Annotated in this window: 19 protein-coding genes; 4 read left to right on the plus strand and 15 right to left on the minus strand. The window is 57.2% G+C overall.

What is annotated here, in order from left to right; genetic code table 11:
* Window positions 1-178 precede the first annotated feature (178 nt).
* Together F7R20_RS11775 and F7R20_RS11780 are read right to left on the minus strand one after the other, a co-directional pair.
* Window positions 179-1,234, minus strand: coding sequence for an ornithine cyclodeaminase (locus F7R20_RS11775; protein ID WP_003201935.1), 1,056 nt, complete (start codon window positions 1,232-1,234; stop codon window positions 179-181).
* Between the two features lie 50 nt (window positions 1,235-1,284).
* Window positions 1,285-2,319: a histone deacetylase family protein gene (locus tag F7R20_RS11780; RefSeq protein WP_003201938.1), complete on the minus strand. Its 1,035-nt coding sequence runs from the start codon at window positions 2,317-2,319 to the stop codon at window positions 1,285-1,287.
* Window positions 2,320-2,438: 119 nt separating this feature from the next.
* Between F7R20_RS11780 and F7R20_RS11785 the strand changes: the two genes are divergently transcribed.
* Window positions 2,439-2,939, plus strand: a complete 501-nt coding sequence (locus F7R20_RS11785) for an Lrp/AsnC family transcriptional regulator (RefSeq protein ID WP_003201941.1) — start codon at window positions 2,439-2,441, stop codon at window positions 2,937-2,939.
* Window positions 2,940-3,121: 182 nt separating this feature from the next.
* Here F7R20_RS11785 and F7R20_RS11790 read toward each other — a convergent pair whose 3' ends face one another.
* From F7R20_RS11790 to F7R20_RS11850, 12 genes are all read right to left on the minus strand, one after another.
* Entirely contained in the window at window positions 3,122-3,529 is a 408-nt protein-coding gene (locus F7R20_RS11790) for an ACT domain-containing protein (protein ID WP_003201943.1), read from the minus strand.
* A 720-nt stretch (window positions 3,530-4,249) separates the two neighbouring features.
* Window positions 4,250-5,218 carry an ABC transporter ATP-binding protein gene (locus F7R20_RS11800; protein WP_003201946.1) on the minus strand — a complete coding sequence of 323 codons (969 nt, stop codon included), beginning with the start codon at window positions 5,216-5,218 and terminating at the stop codon, window positions 4,250-4,252.
* On the minus strand, window positions 5,218-6,207 hold the full coding sequence (locus tag F7R20_RS11805; RefSeq protein WP_003201949.1) for an ABC transporter ATP-binding protein: 990 nt from the start codon (window positions 6,205-6,207) through the stop codon (window positions 5,218-5,220). The genes F7R20_RS11800 and F7R20_RS11805 overlap by 1 nt, the downstream gene beginning before the upstream one ends.
* A 2-nt stretch (window positions 6,208-6,209) precedes the next feature.
* Complete coding sequence (ddpC, locus tag F7R20_RS11810) at window positions 6,210-7,091, minus strand: D,D-dipeptide ABC transporter permease (RefSeq protein WP_033028114.1); 882 nt, start codon at window positions 7,089-7,091, stop codon at window positions 6,210-6,212.
* A 1-nt stretch (window position 7,092) separates the two neighbouring features.
* Window positions 7,093-8,109 carry an ABC transporter permease gene (locus F7R20_RS11815; protein WP_003201952.1) on the minus strand — a complete coding sequence of 339 codons (1,017 nt, stop codon included), beginning with the start codon at window positions 8,107-8,109 and terminating at the stop codon, window positions 7,093-7,095.
* Window positions 8,110-8,185: 76 nt separating this feature from the next.
* On the minus strand, window positions 8,186-9,766 hold the full coding sequence (locus F7R20_RS11820; RefSeq protein ID WP_027913087.1) for an ABC transporter substrate-binding protein: 1,581 nt from the start codon (window positions 9,764-9,766) through the stop codon (window positions 8,186-8,188).
* 161 nt (window positions 9,767-9,927) lie between these two features.
* Window positions 9,928-10,467 (minus strand): D-alanyl-D-alanine dipeptidase, encoded by a 540-nt coding sequence (gene ddpX, locus F7R20_RS11825; RefSeq protein ID WP_003201955.1) that lies wholly within the window; start codon window positions 10,465-10,467, stop codon window positions 9,928-9,930.
* Between the two features lie 38 nt (window positions 10,468-10,505).
* Window positions 10,506-11,360, minus strand: coding sequence for a MurR/RpiR family transcriptional regulator (locus tag F7R20_RS11830; RefSeq protein ID WP_003201957.1), 855 nt, complete (start codon window positions 11,358-11,360; stop codon window positions 10,506-10,508).
* A 182-nt stretch (window positions 11,361-11,542) separates the two neighbouring features.
* Window positions 11,543-12,724: an MFS transporter gene (locus F7R20_RS11835; protein WP_003201959.1), complete on the minus strand. Its 1,182-nt coding sequence runs from the start codon at window positions 12,722-12,724 to the stop codon at window positions 11,543-11,545.
* A 153-nt stretch (window positions 12,725-12,877) separates the two neighbouring features.
* Window positions 12,878-13,789, minus strand: coding sequence for a helix-turn-helix domain-containing protein (locus F7R20_RS11840; RefSeq protein ID WP_003201963.1), 912 nt, complete (start codon window positions 13,787-13,789; stop codon window positions 12,878-12,880).
* 92 nt (window positions 13,790-13,881) lie between these two features.
* Complete coding sequence (locus F7R20_RS11845) at window positions 13,882-14,673, minus strand: SDR family NAD(P)-dependent oxidoreductase (RefSeq protein ID WP_003201965.1); 792 nt, start codon at window positions 14,671-14,673, stop codon at window positions 13,882-13,884.
* Window positions 14,666-16,189 carry an amino acid permease gene (locus tag F7R20_RS11850; protein WP_003201968.1) on the minus strand — a complete coding sequence of 508 codons (1,524 nt, stop codon included), beginning with the start codon at window positions 16,187-16,189 and terminating at the stop codon, window positions 14,666-14,668. The genes F7R20_RS11845 and F7R20_RS11850 overlap by 8 nt, the downstream gene beginning before the upstream one ends.
* A gap of 333 nt (window positions 16,190-16,522) precedes the next feature.
* Between F7R20_RS11850 and F7R20_RS11855 the strand changes: the two genes are divergently transcribed.
* Both F7R20_RS11855 and F7R20_RS11860 read left to right on the plus strand, forming a co-directional pair.
* Complete coding sequence (locus F7R20_RS11855; RefSeq protein WP_003201970.1) at window positions 16,523-18,070, plus strand: TerC family protein; 1,548 nt, start codon at window positions 16,523-16,525, stop codon at window positions 18,068-18,070.
* Between the two features lie 202 nt (window positions 18,071-18,272).
* Window positions 18,273-19,838, plus strand: a complete 1,566-nt coding sequence (locus F7R20_RS11860) for a M10 family metallopeptidase C-terminal domain-containing protein (protein ID WP_003201972.1) — start codon at window positions 18,273-18,275, stop codon at window positions 19,836-19,838.
* Window positions 19,839-19,886: 48 nt separating this feature from the next.
* Here F7R20_RS11860 and F7R20_RS11865 read toward each other — a convergent pair whose 3' ends face one another.
* Window positions 19,887-21,269: an XAC2610-related protein gene (locus tag F7R20_RS11865; protein ID WP_003201974.1), complete on the minus strand. Its 1,383-nt coding sequence runs from the start codon at window positions 21,267-21,269 to the stop codon at window positions 19,887-19,889.
* Between the two features lie 155 nt (window positions 21,270-21,424).
* Here F7R20_RS11865 and F7R20_RS11870 point away from each other — a divergent pair, with 155 nt between their 5' ends.
* Window positions 21,425-22,054 (plus strand): LysE family translocator, encoded by a 630-nt coding sequence (locus F7R20_RS11870; RefSeq protein ID WP_003201977.1) that lies wholly within the window; start codon window positions 21,425-21,427, stop codon window positions 22,052-22,054.
* Window positions 22,055-22,079 lie beyond the last annotated feature (25 nt).

The following is a 22,079-nucleotide window of genomic DNA, read 5'->3' on the forward strand; positions in this document are numbered from 1 at the left end:
CAAAACCTCTTGATTTTATGTTTTTGAGTTTTGGCAGAAAAGTGGTGTCTTGCGTATTTGTTAGAGATGCAACGGCTACTGACGGTGGTTGTTTTTGCAGAGCGAGATTTGCCGCGTACACACACAGTGTCTGAGTAGCCCCTTGGCACTTTGCGCAGGGGCATCACCTATGGTTTTTTCAGCTCACTGTGCGCAGGCGTGAAGGGACGATTGCTGGCTGCTGATCCAGGATCTGGTAGAGGTCTTTTATGTTGGCAGGCCTCGGCACCAGGTGGATGTGTTCACCGATTGCATGCTCCTGGGCCAGGTCCAGTACGTAGCGCAGTGACGAAAAGTCTTCGAGGGCAAAACCCACCGAATCGAACACAGTGACCTGAGCGTCGTTCTCGCGGCCCTTGATTTCGCCCTGAACAATCCGGAAAAATTCGACGACGGGAAAGTCGGCTTCCAATTGCTGGATGTCACCTTCAATCCGGGTCTGAGGTTCAAATTCAACGATGACCCGGGCGTTACGCAAGATCTCGGCGTGCAGCTCGGTTTTCCCCGGACAGTCCCCCCCTACGGCATTGATATGCATGCCGGGCTCGATCATCTCGGGCGTCAGAATCGTTGCGTAGGCTTTATCTGCAGTGACTGTGGTGACGATGTCTGCGCCCTTGACCGCTTCTTGCGCCGAGCCGGCCAGGATCACTTCAAGATCCGGGAACGCGGCCAGGTTGCGCTTCAACTTAAGCGAGGCGTCGCGATCGATATCGAATATGCGCAGTTCCTTGATCGATAGCATTTCATGGAAGGCGAGGGCCTGAAATTCGCTCTGGGCGCCATTGCCGATGATGGCCATGATGCGTGCATCCGGACGCGCCAAGGACTTCGCCACCAAGGCGGAGGTCGCCGCCGTGCGCACAGCGGTGGTCAGCGTCAGTTCACTGAGCAGGGTTGGATAGCCACTGTGGACATCGGCCAGGACGCCGAAGGCCATGACCGTCAGCAAGTTGCTTTGACCGTTGTCCGGATGACCATTGACGTATTTGAACGAGTACCGCTGGCCATCGTCGGTCGGCATCAACTCGATCACACCCTTGGCCGAATGATTGGCGGTGCGCGGCGACTTATCAAACTGCGCCCAACGTGAATAATCAGCTTCGATGTAATCTGCCATTTCGCGGATTGCGCGACGGATGCCCACCGTGGCGAACAGGCGTGCGACATGATCGACGTCTATGAAAAGAGTCATGTTTTTATTCTCCGGTTCATTAGTAAAAACGTTGCGGGGCAGGGGACGGCTCAGCTGCGTTTGCTCTCGAAACCATGCAGCACATTGACCGCATTGATTCCGATTTCATCGACCATATAGCCGCCTTCCATCACGAACAGAGTGGGGCAGCCCACACCCGCTATCAGCTCGCCGATGCCGATGAAATCTTCGCTTTCCAGCAGGAAGTGGCTGATGGGGTCGTCCTTGAACGTGTCGACGCCGAGTGAAATAACCAGCACTTCAGGGGCGAATTGCTGGAGTTTCCTGCAGGCGTGGAGCAGGGCGCCGCGATAGCTTTCCCAAGTGGTGTTTTTCGGCAACGGGTAGTTGAGGTTGTAACCTTCGCCATGGCCGGCGCCGACTTCGTGACTGAAGCCTGAGTAGTACGGATAAGACACCGCAGGTTCGCCGTGCAGCGACACGAACATGACGTCACTGCGTTCGTAGAAGATGTTCTGGGTGCCGTTGCCATGATGGAAGTCGACGTCCAGTACCGCGACACGTTTCGCGCCTTGAGTGATGGCCTGTTGTGCGGCAATGGCAGCGTTATTGAGATAGCAATAGCCGCCCATGTACTCACGCGCTGCGTGATGGCCGGGCGGACGGCACAGGGCGAAGGCACTGTCGTGGCCTTCATCGATCAGCGCCAGGCCGGTGAGGGCGATGTCTGCGCTGGTCTTTACGGCTTGCCATGTGGTCGCGGTAATCGGAGAACCGGCATCCATGGCGAAGAAACCGAGCTTTCCGTCGATGAAGGTCGGGACTTGATCGTTGGACAAATCGCGCACTGGCCATACCAGCGGCAAGGCGTCGTGGGTACGCCCGGTCGCACACCATTCTGACCATGCGCTTTCAAGAAAGCTGACGTAACGCTCGCTGTGCGCATTGACGTAACACGACCGGTCAAATGCCCGTGGTTCGACGATCTGGCCAAGGCCTACCTGCTTGACTCGATCATGTACGGTATCGGCCCGGCTGGGCTGTTCGAACGACGGTTTGAGCACGCCGTCCTTCAATTCGGTGCCGTGGTGCAAGCGATGGGAATCACTGAAAACTGTAAACATTCTGCGCATCCGTTAATTTGAACCAGTGCAAATATTCTCTTCCGGTCTGGATGCGCTTTCTTTGCTTTATTTTCGTGGTCTGCTAGATTTTTCGGGCGTTTTTACTCAGGAATTGCGAAATGCAGAAAAAATCATCCAAACGCATCAACCTTGACGAGACTGACTTGGCGATACTCACATTGCTGCAAGAGGATGCGAGCATTTCCAACGCCGAGCTCAGTGAACGCCTGTCGTTAAGCCTCACGCCTTGCTGGCGCCGGCGTAAGAGAATGGAGGAAGCGGGCGTGATCAAGGGCTATCAGGCCAACCTTGATCGACGCATGCTGGGGTTGGATATCATGGCGTTCGTGCACATCCGTTTTTCCACTCACGCCGATCACGCTCCCGACGCCTTCGAGGCGGTGATTGCGCAATTGCCTGAAGTGTTGTCCTGTCACAAGATCACCGGGGATGCCGATTACGTGCTGCAAGTGCTGGCAGAAGATCTTGATAGCTACAGTGACTTTATCGAGCAGGTGCTCAGGCGCCAGGTGGGTATTGCATCCATTCAGTCGAGCCTGGCGTTGCGCGAGGTCAAGACCAGTAGCCGGATTGCGATACCCAAATCTTGCAAGGAGTGAATGGAGTTAACGATCTCGCTCTCTATTAAGCACGCGGCTTTAAGCCGTTTGCATCAAAGGATGCTCAGCATAGACGGGGAGGAGGGTAACTCCGACGAGGCACAACAATGGTCGTTGAGAGTGGCTTTTGCCTTTGCGCCAAGCATTTTCAATAGCGCTCCGCGAATGCTTCGAGGTGCTTCCTAGTCACCAGATCCAGATCGCGCGAGTTCCTGCAGAACATCCATTGCTTTCTGCGCATCATCTTTACCTACAAAAATGTGGTCGTGGTAGTAAGCCGCGATGACATTACAGCTGATGCCTGCATTGCCCAGAGCGGTTGCAAAGGCAGCCGTCAAGCCAACGGCATCCAGCGCCGAGTGGATGGTCAAGGTAATCCAGGCGGCGACATATTCGAATTCAAGACCAAGCTCCAGAGCTGCGGATTGCTCGAGGATTACCGTTAGGCCTTCCTTCTCCCGAAAGCTCCCCAGCACTTCCTGCCCCTCAAGGATGTTGTTGTTTTTGATAGTGCAGAAGACATAGTTACCCTCATTCAGCGAAGGGCTCATGCCATGGAGTAGCTTTGCTATTGATTTTTCACCCGACATTTCATAAATCTCTATTGATTGTTGACGTCCCCAGTCTCCGCGATTTTACCGATAAGCAAAGTTAATTTTTATGATGCAGGATTAGCAGATCTAATGTTGCAGGTATTGAGCACATGGCAAACGAATGGGGGCTAGCGATCTGCTAACTTCGCAATGATCAGGCGAAATTTTCGAAGCTTGTGCCGATTCGGGCAACCAAGTTGTCGGCTTAACGGCCGCTTGGAGCCATATGGCGTAACCGTCCAGTAAAGCCAGGATCGATTCGAGGTGGCAGGCCATATTGAGGTCACGGCTTTTGGCGTAGCTATAGAAAGCCTGGATCGCTCCGCGCGGAACCTTAGCTTGAGTTGAACGTAGATGAAAGGGACAAGCATGGGCAACGGCACCGCATCTCCGGTCTGCACGAGCATGACAAGATGAGTAACGGCACTGAATCAGCTTCATCGACAGCCGCCTCATTCAATGTCTCACCATGAACATGACCCGTTGAAAGAGAAGGCTTCAGAAGCAGGTATGTCGAATCAGGGACTTAGGCGCCTCATGAACATATCTCACATAACACATCATTTAACATAATATACATTACACGTAACAACATATTTCAGATTCTGCCTGGTTACCCTGTGCAGCCATTCTCAAACGACTGCCACGATGCCTAGCTTCTTCAGGCGCGACGCCAGCGTTGTGGGCTTGGTTGTGAGGATTGGCGAAGTCAGTGACTCAATCCTGTAAATGACATCGCACACACTGCTGCTCATCCCCCAGCAATACCTGAGGCTTCTCGCAGCCAACGGTGCATAGATTGCACCGTTCGCGGAAGAAGCAGCCGCTCGGTAGTCGGCGGTTCCCTGGTAATTCGGTAGGCGCCGCGACTTGCTCGTCGTGCAGTGGCACGCCCAGTCGTGGTACCGCCTCGAGCAACAAACGGGTATAGGGGTGACGTGGCTGATCGAGTACTTGAGCCGCGCTGCCCAGTTCAACGATTTGCCCCAAGTACATCACCGCTACCCGGTTAGCCATATGACGCACCACTGATACGTTGTGGGAAATCAGGATGTAAGTCAGATTGCGGGCACTTTGCAGCTCGGCCAGCAGGTTGAGAATCTGCGCCTGAACCGAGATGTCCAGTGCCGACGTGGGCTCGTCCAGGACAATGATATCCGGGTCTGACGAAAGGGCTCGGGCGATGGCAATGCGCTGACGCTGCCCCCCGGAAAACTGGTGCGCGAAGCGGTCCAGGTACTCCGGACGGATGCCGACTTGGGCCGCGACCCTGGCGGCCACATCGCGCATCTGCGCGTGGCTGACATGGCCTCGGGCGTATAACGGCTCGGTGATGATTTTCCAGATAGGCAGGCGCGGATCAAGGGACGACTGTGGATCCTGGAAAACAATCTGAACGTTGCTGCGGCCTTCACCGCTGCGATTGGCCCAGTTCATCTCCCCGCTGCTGGGCGGCACCAGGCCCATCAACAGTTGGGCCAAGGTGCTCTTGCCGCAACCTGACTCGCCGACAATACCCAGGGTCTCGCCTGCCCGCACCTGAAGATCAATACCGTTCAAGGCGTGGGCATATCCGCGCGGTCGCCCCAACCAGTCATTGCTCACAGGGAAACGAACGTGGACATCGTCAAGTTGAAGAATCGTGGGAGCCATTTGGGTGATGGGTTGAAGGACGGCACTGTTCATCACGAAAGCTCCTTGACCGGTAACCAGCACGCGCTTTTACGTTGGTCATTACCGTTGATGGTGTTGAGATTCGGGCGCTTGCTACACACCGGCATGGCGTACGTACACCGCTCCTGAAAAGTACAGCCCACGGGCAAAGAGGCCAGGTTCGGCACTTGACCGGCAATGGTCAGCAGCGGCTGGCCCGGCTCGACCATTTCCGGCAGACCACTGAGCAAACCTTGCGTATAGGGATGTTGCGGATTGCCCATGACATCCGCCGTGCGGCCCTCCTCGACCACTGCCCCTGTGTACATGACGTAGACCCGGTCGCAGAACTGCGAAACCAACGCCATGTCATGGGTGATGAGCAAGATGGCCGTGCCCCGCTGCCTGGCTTTTTCTCGCAACAGCAACAACACCTGGCGTTGCACGGTCACGTCGAGGGCCGTTGTCGGCTCGTCGGCGATCAGCAATTGGGGCTCGCAGGAGAACGCCAGCGCGATCATCACCCGCTGGCGCATGCCGCCAGACAGTTCGAAAGGATAGCTCTCCAATACCTGTTCCGGACTGGCTATGTGCATGTCGCGCAATAGTGCGATCGCCTTGAGACGGGCCTGGGCGGCGCTGATTTTCTGGTGATGAATGATCACATCAAGCATTTGCCTGCCGATGCGCCGGGTCGGGTTCAAGGCGGTCATCGGTTCCTGGAAAATCATCGCGGCGTCGCGCCCGCGAATCGTCAGTAACTCTTTTTCAGGCGCTGCCAGCATGTCGCGACCGAGCATGCTCAGGCTGCCGGCGGTGATGCGATAGCTGCGCTCGGGCAACAATCGCATGCTGAGCATGGCCGTGACCGACTTGCCCGATCCGGACTCGCCGACGACGCCGACGATTTCCCCGGGATTGACGTGCAGCGACACGCCGTTCAGGGCTTTGACGTTGTTTTTGTAAGCCGGGAATTCCAGGCTCAGGTTGTCGATGGACAATACTGGACTCGACGTCTGCATGGTCACTTCCCCTGTTGCCGTGGATCGAGCAGATCGCGTACGCCATCGCCCAGCAAGTTGAACCCGGTGGCCGTGATCAGAATCGCCAGGCCGGGAAAGGTCGAGTACCACCAGTTATCGAGGATGTAGTTGCGCCCGGTGGCGACCATCGCGCCCCACTCGGCCGTAGGCTGCTGCGCTCCCAGGCCGATAAAGCCCAAGGCCGAGGCCATGAGGATCGCGCTGCCGATATCCAGGCTCAACTGCACCAGCAATGGCGGCATTGCGTTGCGCGCCACGTGCCAGTGCACCAGGTGCCAGCGCCCTGCCCCGAAGGTTTGGGCGGCCTTGACATAACCCATCTCGCGGATGCTCAAGGCTTGGCCGCGGGCTAGCCGGACATAGGAAGGAATTCGTACCAGCGTAATCGCCAGCATCGCGTTGAACAGGCTCGCGCCCAACGCAGCCGCCAAGGCCATGATCAGCACCAGCGATGGCACCGACAGCATGATGTCCATCAGGCGCATGATCAATGCGTCGAAACGACCACCGATGACCCCGGAAAAGCACCCCAGCAACCCGCCGATAAAACAGGATGCAAAAGCCACGAACAGACCGACACCCACCGACTGCTGACTACCGAACAGCACGCGGCTGAACAGGTCGCGACCGACTTCGTCGGTGCCGAACCAATGGCTGCTGGATGGCGGCGCCAGGCGTTCGGCCAAGTTCAGCGCGTTGGGATCGTGACTGGCCAGCCAAGGGGCGAAGATCATGCACAGCAAGACGATACAGGTGATCGCCAGGCCCGCCATGGTCAGCGGACTGCGGCGGATGCGGTAGGTCAGATAGGCGAGTTTTTCGTTCCAGCGCGGGCGGCGCGTAGCCATCAGGGTAGCGGACATTTCAACTTACCTCGCCGATGCGTGGGTCGATCACGCGGTACACAATATCGATGGCCATGTTCAGGAGCACATAGATGAACGAAACCAGAATGGCGAAGCCCATCACCGCCGGGAAGTCCAGCGACTGGATCGACTTGACCACATAGGCGCCCATGCCGGGCCAGGCGAAGACCGTTTCGGTCAGCACCGCGCCATACAGCAAATCTCCGAGGGTCAATCCCAAGACTGTCACCGAAGGGATGAGCGCGTTAGGCAGTGCATGGCGCAGGATCACAGTCCAACGGGACAGGCCGTAGGCGCGGGCGGTGCGGATATAGTCTTCGCCGAGTTGATCAAGCATGGCTGAACGAATCTGCCGTGCGACGACACCCAGGGTCACGAACCCCAGGGTCGCCGCCGGCAGAATCAGATGCTCGACGGCATCGAGAAACAGCGCGCCCTCACCGGCGAGCAGCGAGTCGAGCAGATAAAAACCGCTGATTGTCGGCGGCGGAGCAAGCCCTTCGGACAGCCGCCCTCCTCCCGGCAACCAACCCAGATGACCGTAGAACAGAACGATTGCGCCCAGGCCGAGCCAAAAGGCCGGTGTTGAAATCCCGGTGACTGCAAGCGTGCGGGCGATCTGGTCAATCGCCCGATTGTGGTAAACCGCTGATAGCACGCCAAGCGGCACGCCGGCCAGGATCGCAAGCACCAGCGCTACCAGCGCCAACTCCAGTGTTGCCGGGAAGAACGTCTGCAAGTCTTCCAGCACAGGACGGCTGGTGCGTATCGAGGTTCCCAGGTCTCCCTGCACCAGGTCCATCAGGTAACGACCGTATTGTTGATACAGCGGCAGATCCAATCCCAGTTGATGACGTATGCCTGCCACCAACGCATCACTGGCACGGTCGCCAGCGATCAATCGGGCAGGATCCCCGGGGATCAGGTGCGAAATTGCAAAGGTAATCAGCGAAACGCCGAACACGACCAGCAACAGGCCGAGCAGGCGCTTGCGCAACAAAGTCAGGAAGGCCATTTTGGCACCTCAGTAGCACCCACGACGAAAATCAGAAACCGCGCCAGCCACGAATGGCCAGCGCGAGGGAGCCGGTTTACTTGCTCATACTGCCCAAGTTGAACACCTGTTCGAGCATGGGGTTGAACACGTAACCCTTGACCGAATCACGCATCGGCAAGGTGTAGCTCTTCTGGTAGAGGTAGGCGTAGACGCTGTCCTTGAGCACCATTTTTTGCGCGGTCTGGTACAGCTCGACGCGCTTCGCGGTGTCGCTATTAGCGGCCGCCTCTCGAATCAACTTGTCGACTTGCGGGTTGCTATAGAACGAGCGGTTGCCCTGCAGGCCCTGCATCTTGGAGTCGAACCAGAAGTTCATGAACATGTACGGGTCGGCAAAGTCCGGGCTCCAGGCACCAACGGCGATGTCGTAGTCGGCCTGGCCGACGCGCTCACGCAGCGTGGCGTTGGCGAGCTTTTCCAGCTTGAGGTTGATGCCCAGTGGCGCCAATGCCGCTTGCAGGGTCAGGCCGATCGGTTCCCAGTTAGGATCCTTGTCCGAATACATGTAGCTGAGGTTGGTGATTTTCTGCGACGTTTTGGCCAGGCTCTCCTTGGCGGCGGCCATGTCCTGCTTCATTGGCGGCAGCGAGCTGTCATACGCCCACATGCCGTCCGGGATTGGCCCGTTCAGGAGCTTGGCCTTGTCCCTGAGAATGCCTTTGACGATGCCGTTGTAGTCCACCGCTTCGGTGATCGCACGACGAGCATCGACGCTGGTCAGTGGGCCCTTTTTGTTGTTCAGGTAGAGATAGGTGACCCGTAGCGACGGGAACTCCTTCACCACCACGCCGGGCTTGCTGGCAAGAACGCCGAGCTGGTCTTCGGGCATGTCTTCGATGATGTCCAGGTCACCCCGCTCCAATTGCAGGCGACGCACGGAGGGCTCACCGATGATCTTGATGACCACGGTTTTCAGCGCAGGCTTGGGGCCGGCGAAGTAGGTGTTCGGCTCCATGGTCAACGACTGGCCTTTTTGCCAGTTGCTCAAGCGGAAGGGACCGGAGCCTGCGGTGTGGCTCGACAGCCAGGCATTGACGTCCGCGCTTTTATTGACCACAGCGGGGTTGATGATCGATGCACCGTTGTGGGCCAGGGTAAACAGGAACGGCGAGAAAGGCGTCTTCAGGGTGAACCGGATGGTCTGCGGGTCGACAACCGTGACCACCATGTCCTCCGGGAATGCACCGGAAGGTCCCTGCTTGAGAGTCATCAAGCGATCAAAGGAGAACTTCACCGCGGCGGCATCTACAGGGGCACCGTCGTCAAATTTGTTGCCAGGTTTGATTTTGAATTCCCAGACCAGATTGTCCGGAGAAACGGTCCAACTCTCGGCCAGGTCACCCTGAACTTCGGTGCTGCTTTTGTCGCCTTCGACCTTGTAGCCGACCAGGCGCTGGTACGACGGATAGGTAATGGTCCAGTCGTTGTTATCGAAGGTCACGGCCGGGTCGAGGGTCTGGGGATCAGCGGGTTTGCCGATGACCAGGGTGTCTTGTGGTACAGCCGCTGTCGCAGCCTGCCAGGCACCGAGGCTCAATGCACTGCACAAAATGCTCAGCAATAGCTTGCCGGCGCCGGGAAAGGGTTTGCTGGTCACGGTGTTCATTGGGTTCATGCCGGTTTCCTTGATCATTCGATAGAGGGAAGTACGTCAGGTTTTTTATAAAAGCTATAACCGGGCAGTTGCAGGTGAAACGTAAGTAACGCTGTCTTGTTATTGTTATCAGCCGCACTGAGCGTGGGCTGCGCGGTGCTATCTGTTGGTAGATCCGTGGTTTAAACGTCTTCCAGCAAGGGGTAATCGTCGGCATCCGGAAGTTCGTAATGCCACCACTCGGTGGCAATCGCCTGGAAGCCGGCGGCGAGCATGATTCCCACCAGCAGCAGTCGATTGCGCTGCACGTCTACTGGCAAGTCGGGATAGAACTGGTGGGATTTCTCTTCCATTGCGTCGAATTCAGTCCCCATATTCAGCGGCTCGCCATCAGTACCGACCAGCGTCAGGTCCACCGCCACGCCACGGCTGTGATGGGAGCCCAAATGTGGGTCACGCACGTAGTCGTTGTTTGGCAGCGCGTCCCACAACAGGTACTGGGCATAAGGCGGCCGATAGGCGTCATAGATGCGAAGGGTAAACCCGGCCTGACGCGCGAGCTGACTGGCTTTGTACAGACAGTCGGCAGCCTGGCGATGTAACAGGCAGCGCGCATGTGGATAAATCACTCTTCCTGCCAGGTTATCTGCACCGGCGTAGATCAAATCGATTTGCACCTGGTAGCGCTGGGCATCGATCTCTACAAGGGGGCTGTTGTTCACGCCAATACTCCAGTTGGGATTCAGTGGGACGATGAAGATCAGCCTTCGAACTGACCGAAAGCTTTTTGCAATTGACGGTTCTTGGCCAAGCGCTCATCGAGTCGATCCCCGTATTTCTCAGCGACGGCCGACACGATGAGATTCAACAGGCAGGCCAATGGCGCAGGTGAATCCCAGAACTGCCCGACATCGGTTTTCAGTTGCAAGAGGTCAAGTGGGTAGTCTCTGGCCCAGGGGCATTGCAGGTCGGTGATCAGGGCCAATGGGAGGTTGTTGTCTATGGCCGCGTCGCAGAAAGTCTGAGTCACGCTGGAATAAGCACGGAAATCCGCAATGATTGCGTAGGGATTGGCAAAGCCGGAATTCAGGGTTTCAGCGTAAATGCCGGACAGACCATCGACGTAGTAGACCTTGGGCCGGATGTACTCAAGGTGGCTATGGAACGCTGTGAGAATCCCTCGAGTGGACTGAATGCCGAGAATGAACACTGCATCGGCTTCGTAGATGCGTTGCACGATATCGGCGAAGGCGTCGCTGCGCGCCAGACCGTAGACATACCGAATGGCCTCGATCTCGCGACTCAGGGAACGATCAAGAGCATCTTGCTGATTGCTTTCGGCACGAAAGGCGCCGATGCGATCGGTGATAAGCCACGACGCCGGCGTTTCAACGCGCAGGCTCTGTTTGACTTCATCGATGTTCTGGTAGCCAAGGGATCGAAAAAAACGCCCTACGGAAATCCCCGTGGTGGAGGTCTGCTGCGCGATGCTATCGGCCGACTCAAACGGAAGCTGTTCTGGGTTACCCAACAGATAACTGGCGATCCGCTTGCCCGTTGGGGTCAGGTTGGAGAACTCTCGCTCCAGCAACTGCAGGAAGCTGTTCTTTTCCATGGATTTTCAGAGCTCCCGAACGCGAAATGTTATTTCACTGTCATTAATTTTTACCGTGTTATAACAATAACATTCGATTTCGAAGCAATACAATGACTATTTTCAGCAGACGTCCTGCAGTGATTGGGCGGGAGCACAACGCGCTTGAGTTTGAAGGGAAACGAATCCCTACTCCCCTCTTTTCATGAAAAAACGGGTTCTTTTCGAGCGCGTGCTTCTGCGGCAATCATCAGGACAATAGCCGGGACAATCACCACGCTGGCCGATAGCATCGCCCCCTTGAAGCCAGCCACATTCAGCGTTTCTCCACCGATAATCACACCCAGCCCGATCGCGCTATTCAGCACGGCTGTATGGACCGCAGTGGCCGGTACCGTGTGATCGCCGGCAATTCGCAAGACCCAGGTCTGCAGGCCGGTAAACAAGGCGGAAATCGCGACGCCCCAGACCACCAACAACATAACCACCGGCGCAATGCCCAATAACGGGCCGTAGACACCCAAGGTCACCAGGGCCAATGCCATCGCGACCAACGCCACCAGAATGAAGACCATCAAGTAGCGATCGATAAAGAAAGCGCTGAGCAAGTTGCCCAGAAAACCTGCGGCTCCGAAAGCAAACAGCAAGGTGGCAATCAAGTACGGCGTGATACCAGGTACCTGGCCAATAAACGGCTCGACGAAGGTATAGGCGCCAAAATGCGCAGCCGCTGTCAATCCGGTGATGACGTACGTGATCAACAGATCCTTGCGCCGCAGCACCGCCGCAAACCCGCCCCCCTTGGCCAGGGAATGAATCTGCATGGAAGGAAGCACCAGTGCTATCGCACCGGCGCTGACGACACACATCAAGGCCAGGCATACGAACGCCGTACGCCAACCATCGTATTGCCCCACCAGATTGATCAGCGGAACGCCCATGACAGTGGCGATCGTGATACCGCCCAAGACAATCGAGGTGGCCAACCCCATGCGTTGCGACGGCACGATATGCGCGGCAGTGGCTGCCACGATTGCCCAGAACACACCATGGGCCAATGCGCCGACGGCGCGCGCACCGAGCAGCGTCGAAAATTCAGGGGATAACGCCGCCAGCCCGTTTGATACGGCCAGTATTAACATCAATGCGATCAGCAATGTCCTGCGGGGGATCCAGCGGTTCAACCCGTTGGATAACAAGCCGCTGGCAGCCCCGATCCAGGCATATAACGTTACCGTTAGCCCGACGGTAGACGGGGTTTGATTCAGGTCTGTCGATATCTGCGATAACAAACCAATGGGCGCGAACTCGGAAGTGACCATCGTGAATGAGGCCATGCACAGCACACTGACTGCACACCATATCCGCAAGACTGAGTTACCCATCGATAATGTCCATCCCTGTTCATCTGCCGAGTCATCGTAAACCCGCCCACCGCCCTGCCCTGCGCGTTCTTGACTCGCTTCAGGTCCAGTAGATGGTGCATCGAATACTCGACGAAACATCGGCACAGCATCGGGTAATGACACTGAACTTCGTTAATTGGCAAAAGCTTCCTGGAACACTAGCGCGTTAACAGCACTGGCAAACGGGACATTTGAGGTATGACTAAGGACAAAATTCACGAACAGATGAAACAGCTCGGATTGGCTGGAAATGCCGAGCTTGAAATACAGGTGCTTGCGGTGATTTTTTACCGTGCCCTCCGCGATACCAAGGTGCAGTGAAATCGAAAGGCTGGAGTGTCCACGCAGGATCATGCTGACGATCAATTGTTCACGGGGGGTTAGCTGATCAGCGGCGAATCGCGAAAAAGCGTTGTTCAAATGCTCTTTCAAGGCTGATGCACTGTCGTCGTGATGAGCGCAAACGCCTTGATAGTGACGTTGCAACAATACATCAACCATCGCACCGCAACCCTGTAAACCTTCGAACTGCAAGGCGGAAAACGTCGGAGAAGCGTTCTGTCGCATCAGTGAATAAGCAAGGTGACCAATGCCCGGCAATGCAGAGATGAAGACAATTTCTTCGGCCAATGTGCCCGACTGCATGGAAATACAGGGATGCACATCGGGGGAATTGAAGTAATCACCCTCGAAGAAAGCATCAGGGGCCAATTCGCTCATGCGATAGAGTCCGGTCGCCTTGCCGTGAGCGCAGGCGGTATAAACCGGGTCCAGCAAATACGTACCGTTAAGATAGCTATGCATCGCCCCCGGTTCGCAGATACCTTGCAGGTTGTTGTGCAGTAACACCGGTGAGCCGTCCGTTGGGTAAAACAGCACGCAGCTTTGGTCGAAACTCGCAACGGCCCATAAAGCCTCATCCAACTGTCGGGCAAAGCCATCACACTGCAGCAATGCGACCAGGCCGGGCGTCGCGCAGTGCCATGCATCAAGGGCGGGCGCGGCATCCATGCCACGTCTGCCATTCGGAACTGAAATTGCCATGCCATCCCCTTGTCTTTATCCAGTGCGCCCTACTAGTGAGCGCACCCTTAACCCAGCGATAAAGAGCAAGCATATTTCTTGCCACGATTGATTTAGACCGCTGAAAAACCGTTGTCCACAAACAGCTGCGTGCCACTGACAAATGAAGCATCGTCGCTGGCTAAAAACAACGCGGCCCGTGCGACCTCCTCCGGCTCGCAAAGCCGCCCCTGCTGCGACTTGATTGCCGCTTCACTGGCATCCACCCCCATCAGTTGCAAGTCGCGCATTTCCCGCTCGCCGTGCGGGGTACGGATAAAACCCGGGGCGACTGCGTTGCAGCGGATACCACGATCACGAAACTCGACGGCAATGGCCCGCGCAAACATTTGGCATGCGCCCTTGCTGGCGTTGTATACGACCTCGCCTGGGGTCGCATACTGCGCGGAGATCGACGAAGTGCACACGATACTGCCCGAGCCCTTGGCAAGCATTTGTGGAAGCACCGCCTGAGTGACCAGGTACATGCTCTTGACGTTCACGGCCATAAGCCAGTCCCACTCATGCTCCTGCACGTCCAGAAAAGGCTTCACGATCAAGGTGCCGGCGTGGTTGAAAAGCACGTCCGCCGGGCCAAATTCTGCCAGCCCTCGGGCGATAGCCTCACGAACCTGAACGGCTTGCGAGACATCGGCGCCCAATCCCAGTGCTTGGTCGCCGTCGGCAATGATCTGCGACGCCAGGTTGACGGCGGCATCGCCATTCAAATCGATAATGATCACCTTGGCCCCTTCAGCGGCGAACAACCGACTTGCGGCAGCGCCGCAACCGCCGGCGCCACCGGTGATAATGGCCACTTTTCCGGCCAGACGGCCCTTGCCTTTGGATCGTTCAACATTAGTCATTTTGCGGATTTCCTTCACGACCGCCACTCACGGCGAATGCTTCTTCAGGTGACAACACCAGGCGATGACGACGATAGAAAGCAAAGTAAGCAATCCCGATCAGGTACCAGCAGGCAGCAGCGAGGGCCGCCCATTTATAGAGAGGATCGAGGAACTGATAAATCAGTGTCGCGGTTGCAATGATGATCACCGCGACAGCTCCGAATATTCCGTAAGGGCTGCGATAAGGCCGATGCAAATCAGCGAAGGAGCGCTTCAAGCGAATATAAGCGACGCTTTGCAAGATGTAGGAAATCATCCCGGCGAACACAATCATGCTCACCAGGATTCCGCCCATCAATGCGTTGTTATCCTTGCCGAAAGTAAACCAGCAGAGCATCAGGATCCCCAGTGCAGCCAGCGCCCCGGTGGCCAGTGCAATATTCGGCGTATTGCGGGTCGGGTGTGTAACCGATAGCCCGGTTGGCAAGTAACCGGCACGCGACAGCGAATAGATATTGCGTCCTGCGGCAAAGCTACCCGCCAGGAACGACGCCGCCAGCCCCAGCACGGCCACTGCTGACAACAGCTTGCTTGCGGTGTGCCCGAAAATCTCCCGGAAGCCATCGAGTAGCGGTTCCGACGACGTGCTCATGAAGAAGCTGCCGCCGCCGATCGAGGCACTGAAAAACAACACACCCAACGCCAATACCGCAAGAATCACGGTGCCCCAGACCAATGCCAGCGGCAAATGCCGGGTCGGGTTATGCGATTCCTCGGCAGTCAGCGGCAATTGCTCGATGGCCAGAAACATGTAGACGGCAAACGGCAATGCAAGCATGACGCCGGTCAGTCCGAACGGCAGCCACGGTCCGTTACCGCCCTGCACTTCGACCGGCTTGCCTGCGGCGTCAGCTGCAAGGTTCAGGGCATTACCGGTGAAATCCATATGCGGGTAAGCCGCAATGAAGAACACAACCAACACTGACACCGCCGCGATGGTAATGAGCACGACCGCGCGCATCGACACACCCAAGCCCCGGTTCGAAAGCAGCAGCATGCAGGCATAACCGACCACCCACCAGACAGGTTGCCATTCGGGGCCAGTACCGAAAATTGCAGTCAGGTAGGCCCCCATGAAAAACATGTTCCCCGCAGGGGCCAGGATGAATTCGATGTTCTCCGCAAGGCCTGTACTGAATCCCCCCCACGGGCCCATTGTCGTACGCGCAAAAGAATAGGCGCCGCCGGTATGTGGTAGCGCAGCCGCCATTTCGCCGATTGAGGAGCAAAGAAACAGGTACATGACGGCAATGATCAGCAAGGCCAAAAACATGCCGCCAAAGCCTTGAGCCAAGCCAAGGTTCCAACCGGAATACTGACCCGCCACCACCGCACCGACACCGAGAATCAGCAGAGTGAAGAATCCTGCGTGACGCTGCAGGCGACGTTGTTCAAAGTAACCGCTTTCTACACTTTGGTAGCTGATCCCTGACGGGTTAACGGCCGCCGTCGGCGCTTTTGTTGTTCTGTCCACGCGGTGATCCTCCAAATCTTGTTCAGGGCAAACTCCCCGACCGTCATCTTCGAATGCACCGCGCAAGCTGCCTATGTCTCCAAGGGGACATGTCGACGCAGCGTTCTCATCAATCACCGCCCTGTCAGATCCTGTAATAAATCGCCTCGTCTGAAATGTTAGAAACCGTTGTAGGATTTCTTCCCCAATCATTTCCAGGTCTGTATGCACACCCTCCAGGAACCTCCCAGTCGCCTTTCAAAGAACTGCTTTCTCTCCTGCGTCCCTGTGGTCTGCTCTTGCGCGTTGCAGCCCCCTTCCCTCGCATTGATCATCCGAGGGAGCGAATAATCCATGGAATGGATCGTTGACCCCACGGCATGGCTGGGCCTGCTGACCTTGATCGTGCTGGAGCTGGTACTCGGCATCGATAACCTCGTATTCATCGCCATCCTGGCTGACAAACTTCCGCCCGAGCAGCGCGACCGCGCCCGTATCATCGGCCTGTCCCTGGCATTGCTGATGCGCCTTGGCCTCCTCGCCAGCATCTCCTGGATGGTGACATTGACCAACCCGCTGTTCGAAGTTTTCGGCAAGACATTCTCGGGCCGGGACTTGATCATGCTGTTTGGCGGTGTGTTCCTGCTATTCAAGGCAACCATGGAGTTGCATGAGCGACTCGAGGGCCACGTGGCGCAACGTGCCGGCAATGCCGCCTATGCGATGTTCTGGCCTATCGTTGCGCAGATTGTGGTACTGGACGCGGTCTTTTCCCTGGATGCGGTGATTACGGCCGTGGGTATGGTGGAACACCTGTCGGTCATGATGATCGCGGTGATGTTCTCCATCGGCTTGATGATGATCGCGAGCAAACCGCTGACAAAATTCGTCAACGGCCACCCTACTGTCATCATGCTGTGCCTGGGTTTCCTGATGATGATCGGCTTCAGCCTCACCGCCGAGGGCCTGGGTTTCCACATTCCGAAAGGCTACTTGTACGCCGCGATTGGTTTCTCGATCCTGATCGAACTGTTCAACCAGTTGGCGCGCTCGCGTCGCAAGAAAAGCCTGCAAGGTCTTCGACCGGTGCGCGAACGTACCGCCCATGCGGTGTTGCGCCTGCTGGGCGGCCAAAAGCTGGATGCCGCTGAAGTCGGCGAGGAAATCGCCGATATGCTGGAAGGCGACGAACCGGAGCAGGTTTTCCATCGGCGCGAACGGGTCATGATCAGTGGCGTGCTGCAATTGGCCGAGCGCCCGATACGCAGTGTGATGACGCCTCGTGCGCAAATCGACCACCTCGACCTGGCAGATGCTCCGCAAGAAATCCGTACGGCGCTGATGCACTCTTCCTACTCACGCTTGCCGTTGATCCGGGAAGGACGCGTGGATGAGCCGCTTGGCTTTGTCCATAAGAAAGAACTGCTAAAGGAAATACTCGCCGGCAATCAGCCGAATCTGGAGGCCATGGCGCGCAAAGCCATCAACCTGCTGGACAGCTTCACGATCCTCAATGCACTGGAACAAATGCGTCAGGAGTCGACCCACATCGCGTTCGTGGTGAACGAGTTCGGTGACTTCGTGGGGCTTCTCACGATGACCGACATCCTGGAATCCATTGCAGGTGAACTGCCGGATGCCAGTGAAATCGAAGGCCCGAACATTGTTCCCCAGCAAGAGGGTTTCCTCGTCAGCGGTGCCCTGAATCTCAGTCAGGTTCGCGAACACATCGGCTTCCAGGCAAAAGCGACGGAGGATTACCAGACGCTTGCCGGGTTGGTAATGAGCCTGCTGGATCGCTTGCCGATCATTGGCGACACGCTCAGTTGGCAAGGATGGAGCATGACTGTGATGGAGGTTGAAGAGCGTCGGGTAACCAGGGTGCTGTTGCGTCAGGAATAAAGTACAGAACGAGGCCGCATTTACAGCGGCACAGCTTTAGTCGCTGCCATATCGGACTCGGGATCGCATACGTGTCCGACTGGCTGCGGATTACTGCTGACTATCAAGTCGGCTGCCAGATACCCCGTTTATCCATTGGTCTGGCGCACCAGTGGTTCCGGGCTAGAGTGATTCCTTCAGGATATTTTTGAAGGATGCAGACATGGCCAGCACTTACAGCGCCCCGGGGATCATGATCGTCGATATCGCCGGGCACACCGATAATGTCCAGGACATGATCTTACAGCCCGACGGTTCAGTACTGATCGCCGGCTTCAGTTACCACAGCGATGACCTGGATGACGGCAAGGATTTTTCCCTGACCCACCTCTACGCCGATGGTAGTTTGGATACGACCTACGGCAACGCTGGTCGGCTGGTGATTCACAAGCAAATCCCCCTCGACAAGGCGTACAGCCTTCAAGTCCAGGCCGATGGCGCCGTGGTGACGGCTCACGAAGGCCACGATGACACCCCTATCGTCCAGCGATGGGGGCCAGACGGTAAAGCCGATACCGCGTTCAACAGCAATGCCCAAGCCAGCCTGTCCAGCGGGTTCGGCGCCGCGCCGCTAGTGGACGTCAACGCCGATGGCAGCTTGCTGGTCGGTGCAATCGAGGGCAATACGTTGAAAGTGGCGCAGCTGCTTGCCGACGGCACGCGGGACCTGTCCTTCGGCACGGATGGTGTATTGACCTTGCAAGCCCAGGGAACGTTTGCATTCATGCAGGGCATCACCGTCCTGAAGGATGGCGGCGTGTTGGTCCAAGGCGCGCCAGGTTTTGACAACAGCCTGCTCAAATACACTGCCAGCGGGGAGCTGGACAGCCACTTTGGCGATAATGGCGTCGTCGCGCTAACCCACTTTGCCAGCTACAACGGCAACGTGGCTGTACAAGACGATGGCAAAATATTAGTCGCCAGCACTGTAGCTTACGATGATTTTTCCGTACTGCGGCTCAATGCCGATGGCAGCCCCGACACCAGTTTCGGTAATCAAGGGCTGGTCAGCATCGACTTGCCCGGGGTTTCGGCGGCAGCCAACGAAGTCACCCTGCAGAACGATGGAAAAATTTTGCTCAGCGGAAGCGCTTTTGCCAACGGCGGCAGCGACTATGCGGCCGTTCGGCTCAATGCCGATGGCAGCCTGGACACCACGTTTGGCAGCGCGGATGGCAACACAAGACTTACCGGCTCCTCTGGCCATGATGAATTGCAAGGCTTGGGTACTGACGAAATCCTGCGCGGTCTTTCAGGGGACGACGTGCTACAGGGCAATCTCGGCCGTGACCTGCTATCCGGCGGCTCGGGAAGCGATGTATTCAACTACGCCAATGTGGCCGACAGTTTTCGCACCGCTGACAGCAGCGGCAGTGACCGCATACTCGACTTCAACCCCAGTGAGGATCACATCGACCTCAGTGCCCTGGGCTTTACGGGTATCGGGAACGGATACGACGGCACCCTGGCGATCGGAACTAACGCAGACGATACCCGCACGTACCTGAAAAATTTCGAGGCCAATGCCGACGGCCAACGCTTCGAGCTGGTGCTCGACGGCAACCTTGCCGCACAGCTCAACGACAGCAACCTGATATTCAGCACGGCGAGCGACGCCGCCCGCTCCGGCTTCGATGCTGCCAAGGGCCAAGTCGAGCTTTACGCGCCTGAACACGTGGAGCTGACGCTGATAGGCAGCGTGAATTCACCCAGCTATGACCTGACCTGATCGGCCACGCAGTGGCTGAGCCAGCCTTCATCCCCATTAATGTCCTGCTCAACGCTGCTTCAAATAAACCCCCGTCAACATATCCGGGGAATCTGGCGCAGCGTTGTAATTGATGACCGCAAAATTCTTCACAAGCTGTATGTGATATGGGCCATTTTTCTCGGAAGCTTGCGGCTCGCGCACGATGATCAGGTTGTCGCTTTCCATCGGTACGATGTGATGCTCGGTCACGCCGCCCTTCAAGGTCACGGTGAATTCGGTGACTTCTTTCCCGTTGGCGTCGCGGTCCGGCAGGATCTTCAAGTCCAGGTCCGCGTCGCGCCCCAGGGCGTCCTGGCGCATCTGGTAATGGCCGCTGCGCAGGTCACGGTCGACGTCGTCGATTTTGTCGCCATCCAATTCGCGCTCTTCATCGTGCAGCAGGATCGCCAACTTGCGGTCGTCGCCCTGAGTGCCGCTGACCCAGGTGCCGGTGTGATTGTAGGGTTCGACGTTTTCCCGGGAGATCCTCCAGGTACCCGTTTGACGACCGTCATCGGCATATTCGTGGAGGCTGATGAGGTCGTCGTCGGCGTCTTCCCGGGTTCCCAGCAGCTTGATCGGTTCGCCACTGCCCGCCTGGGTATAGCGCACCTCGCCAATGATCACGACACCTTGCGCCTGGTACCAGAGTTCTACCGGGGTCTTGGCATCGAGGGTTCCGGCAAGAATCACCGGATCCTCCTTTTCCGGGCCTTCCAGGCTCGATTGTTCGCGCCACTGGCCATCTTTCAATTCGCCGGTGGTGCGTAGCGTGTAGCCGCTGGGCATGCTGGTATTTTCGCCTGGCTCGGTCGGCTGGATCTGCTCCTCGGTGTCTGAGTGAAGCAGGACCAATTCGTCGCCGCGCATTTTCCAGTGGGTGGCGCGAGTCCAGCAGCAGTCACGGTCGGTTTGCGAAAGCAGGACGCCGTCCAGCGGGCTGACGGCGAACATGCCTTTGCTGTCCTCCTTTGCCAGGCCCGTCAGCGCAGGGTTGAGGACCCACTGAGTTTTCTGCGGATCTTGCAGGTAGACGTCGAACGCCGGTTTGTAGCTCGCGTCGGGATCGTTGCCGTTACGAATCGCCAAGTCCAGGCGGCCATCGAAGTTGAAGTCGTCGAAGTACAACAGGCTCTGGGGGCCGAGTAGCCAGTTGTCGACTTTGCCGTTGCGGTCCACGGGCACATTGCCGGCGGGCGTCTGCAACTGCTGCAAGGCTTCGTGGGTGGCGTTGTCGCGAATGGTGATAAACGCGTGCGCCAGTTGATGCGGGTCTTCCGGCGGTTCCGGGAACAACACTTCGACCAGGTATTGGCCGCTGCGATCATTCACCGAAAACGCCCTTGGCTCGGCCATGACCGGGGCTACCAGCGTCATGGAAAGAAGCACACTGCTGACAAGCGAACGCATCCACCCACTTCCTTGCTGAAATTCGGGCCAGCAGTTTAGCGATTACCGTGATGCATCGCGAGAAACGACTGTTGCTATCAGATTGGCCCGGACTGTAACTGACGCCCTCCTCGTCATTCGCTTACTGTCGTGGCTCATCCCACGGAGTGATCCCCATGCCGGATACCGCCAATCTCTACCTGTTCGTGGTTGCTGTCGTGCTTCTGCTGATCGTCCCAGGGCCCAACATGGCCTTCGTCACCAGCCATGCGCTGGCCCACGGCTGGCGTGCCGGCGTTGCCGCCGCCCTTGGCATTTCCTTCTCGGACGTGCTCATGACGATGATGGTCAGCGCGGGCATTGGTGCGCTGGTGATGAGCTGGGCACCGGCGTTCGACATCCTGCGCCTGGCCGGGGCTGGTTATCTGCTGTGGCTTGCCTGGCAAGCACTGAGAACGCCAGCAGCGACTCAGGATAGCCAGCTCCAGTCGGCTTCGCTGTGGAAAATCTTCTGCCGCGGCGCCCTCAACAGCCTGTTGAATCCCAAGGCGCTGCTGTTCTTCATGGTGTTCCTGCCCCAGTTCGTCAACGTCAAGGTCGGCGGCGTGAGCCTGCAGTTGATCTTCCTGGGCGCGCTGCTGGCGCTGATTGCACTCATCTTCCATACGCTGCTGGGTGTTTGCGCCGCACAGCTCAGGGCGAAACTGGCAAGCAGCGGGATTTCAAGGCGCTTGGGCACGTATGGTTTTGCCGGGGTCATGGCAGCGCTGGCGGCACGCCTGTTGTTTCTTGACCGCCCGCTTTGAGCACTGGCCTCCCTGCGCCAGCGAT

This window comes from Pseudomonas brassicacearum subsp. brassicacearum (assembly GCF_008801605.1).
Taxonomy (GTDB): Bacteria; Pseudomonadota; Gammaproteobacteria; order Pseudomonadales; family Pseudomonadaceae; genus Aquipseudomonas; species Aquipseudomonas brassicacearum.

Bases quoted from the DNA above. Each gene is read 5' to 3' on its own strand.
- F7R20_RS11835 (WP_003201959.1), bottom strand. From the start codon at position 12,724: ATGGGTAACTCAGTCTTGCGGATATGGTGTGCAGTCAGTGTGCTGTGC.
- F7R20_RS11860 (WP_003201972.1), top strand. From the start codon at position 18,273: ATGGCCAGCACTTACAGCGCCCCGGGGATCATGATCGTCGATATCGCC.
- F7R20_RS11815 (WP_003201952.1), bottom strand. From the start codon at position 8,109: ATGGCCTTCCTGACTTTGTTGCGCAAGCGCCTGCTCGGCCTGTTGCTG.
- F7R20_RS11865 (WP_003201974.1), bottom strand. From the start codon at position 21,269: ATGCGTTCGCTTGTCAGCAGTGTGCTTCTTTCCATGACGCTGGTAGCC.
- F7R20_RS11775 (WP_003201935.1), bottom strand. From the start codon at position 1,234: ATGACTCTTTTCATAGACGTCGATCATGTCGCACGCCTGTTCGCCACG.
- F7R20_RS11855 (WP_003201970.1), top strand. From the start codon at position 16,523: ATGGAATGGATCGTTGACCCCACGGCATGGCTGGGCCTGCTGACCTTG.
- F7R20_RS11830 (WP_003201957.1), bottom strand. From the start codon at position 11,360: ATGGAAAAGAACAGCTTCCTGCAGTTGCTGGAGCGAGAGTTCTCCAAC.
- F7R20_RS11800 (WP_003201946.1), bottom strand. From the start codon at position 5,218: ATGAACAGTGCCGTCCTTCAACCCATCACCCAAATGGCTCCCACGATT.
- ddpC (WP_033028114.1), bottom strand. From the start codon at position 7,091: ATGTCCGCTACCCTGATGGCTACGCGCCGCCCGCGCTGGAACGAAAAA.
- F7R20_RS11785 (WP_003201941.1), top strand. From the start codon at position 2,439: ATGCAGAAAAAATCATCCAAACGCATCAACCTTGACGAGACTGACTTG.
- F7R20_RS11870 (WP_003201977.1), top strand. From the start codon at position 21,425: ATGCCGGATACCGCCAATCTCTACCTGTTCGTGGTTGCTGTCGTGCTT.
- F7R20_RS11790 (WP_003201943.1), bottom strand. From the start codon at position 3,529: ATGTCGGGTGAAAAATCAATAGCAAAGCTACTCCATGGCATGAGCCCT.
- F7R20_RS11780 (WP_003201938.1), bottom strand. From the start codon at position 2,319: ATGTTTACAGTTTTCAGTGATTCCCATCGCTTGCACCACGGCACCGAA.
- F7R20_RS11845 (WP_003201965.1), bottom strand. From the start codon at position 14,673: ATGACTAATGTTGAACGATCCAAAGGCAAGGGCCGTCTGGCCGGAAAA.
- F7R20_RS11820 (WP_027913087.1), bottom strand. From the start codon at position 9,766: ATGAACCCAATGAACACCGTGACCAGCAAACCCTTTCCCGGCGCCGGC.
- F7R20_RS11805 (WP_003201949.1), bottom strand. From the start codon at position 6,207: ATGCAGACGTCGAGTCCAGTATTGTCCATCGACAACCTGAGCCTGGAA.
- F7R20_RS11840 (WP_003201963.1), bottom strand. From the start codon at position 13,789: ATGGCAATTTCAGTTCCGAATGGCAGACGTGGCATGGATGCCGCGCCC.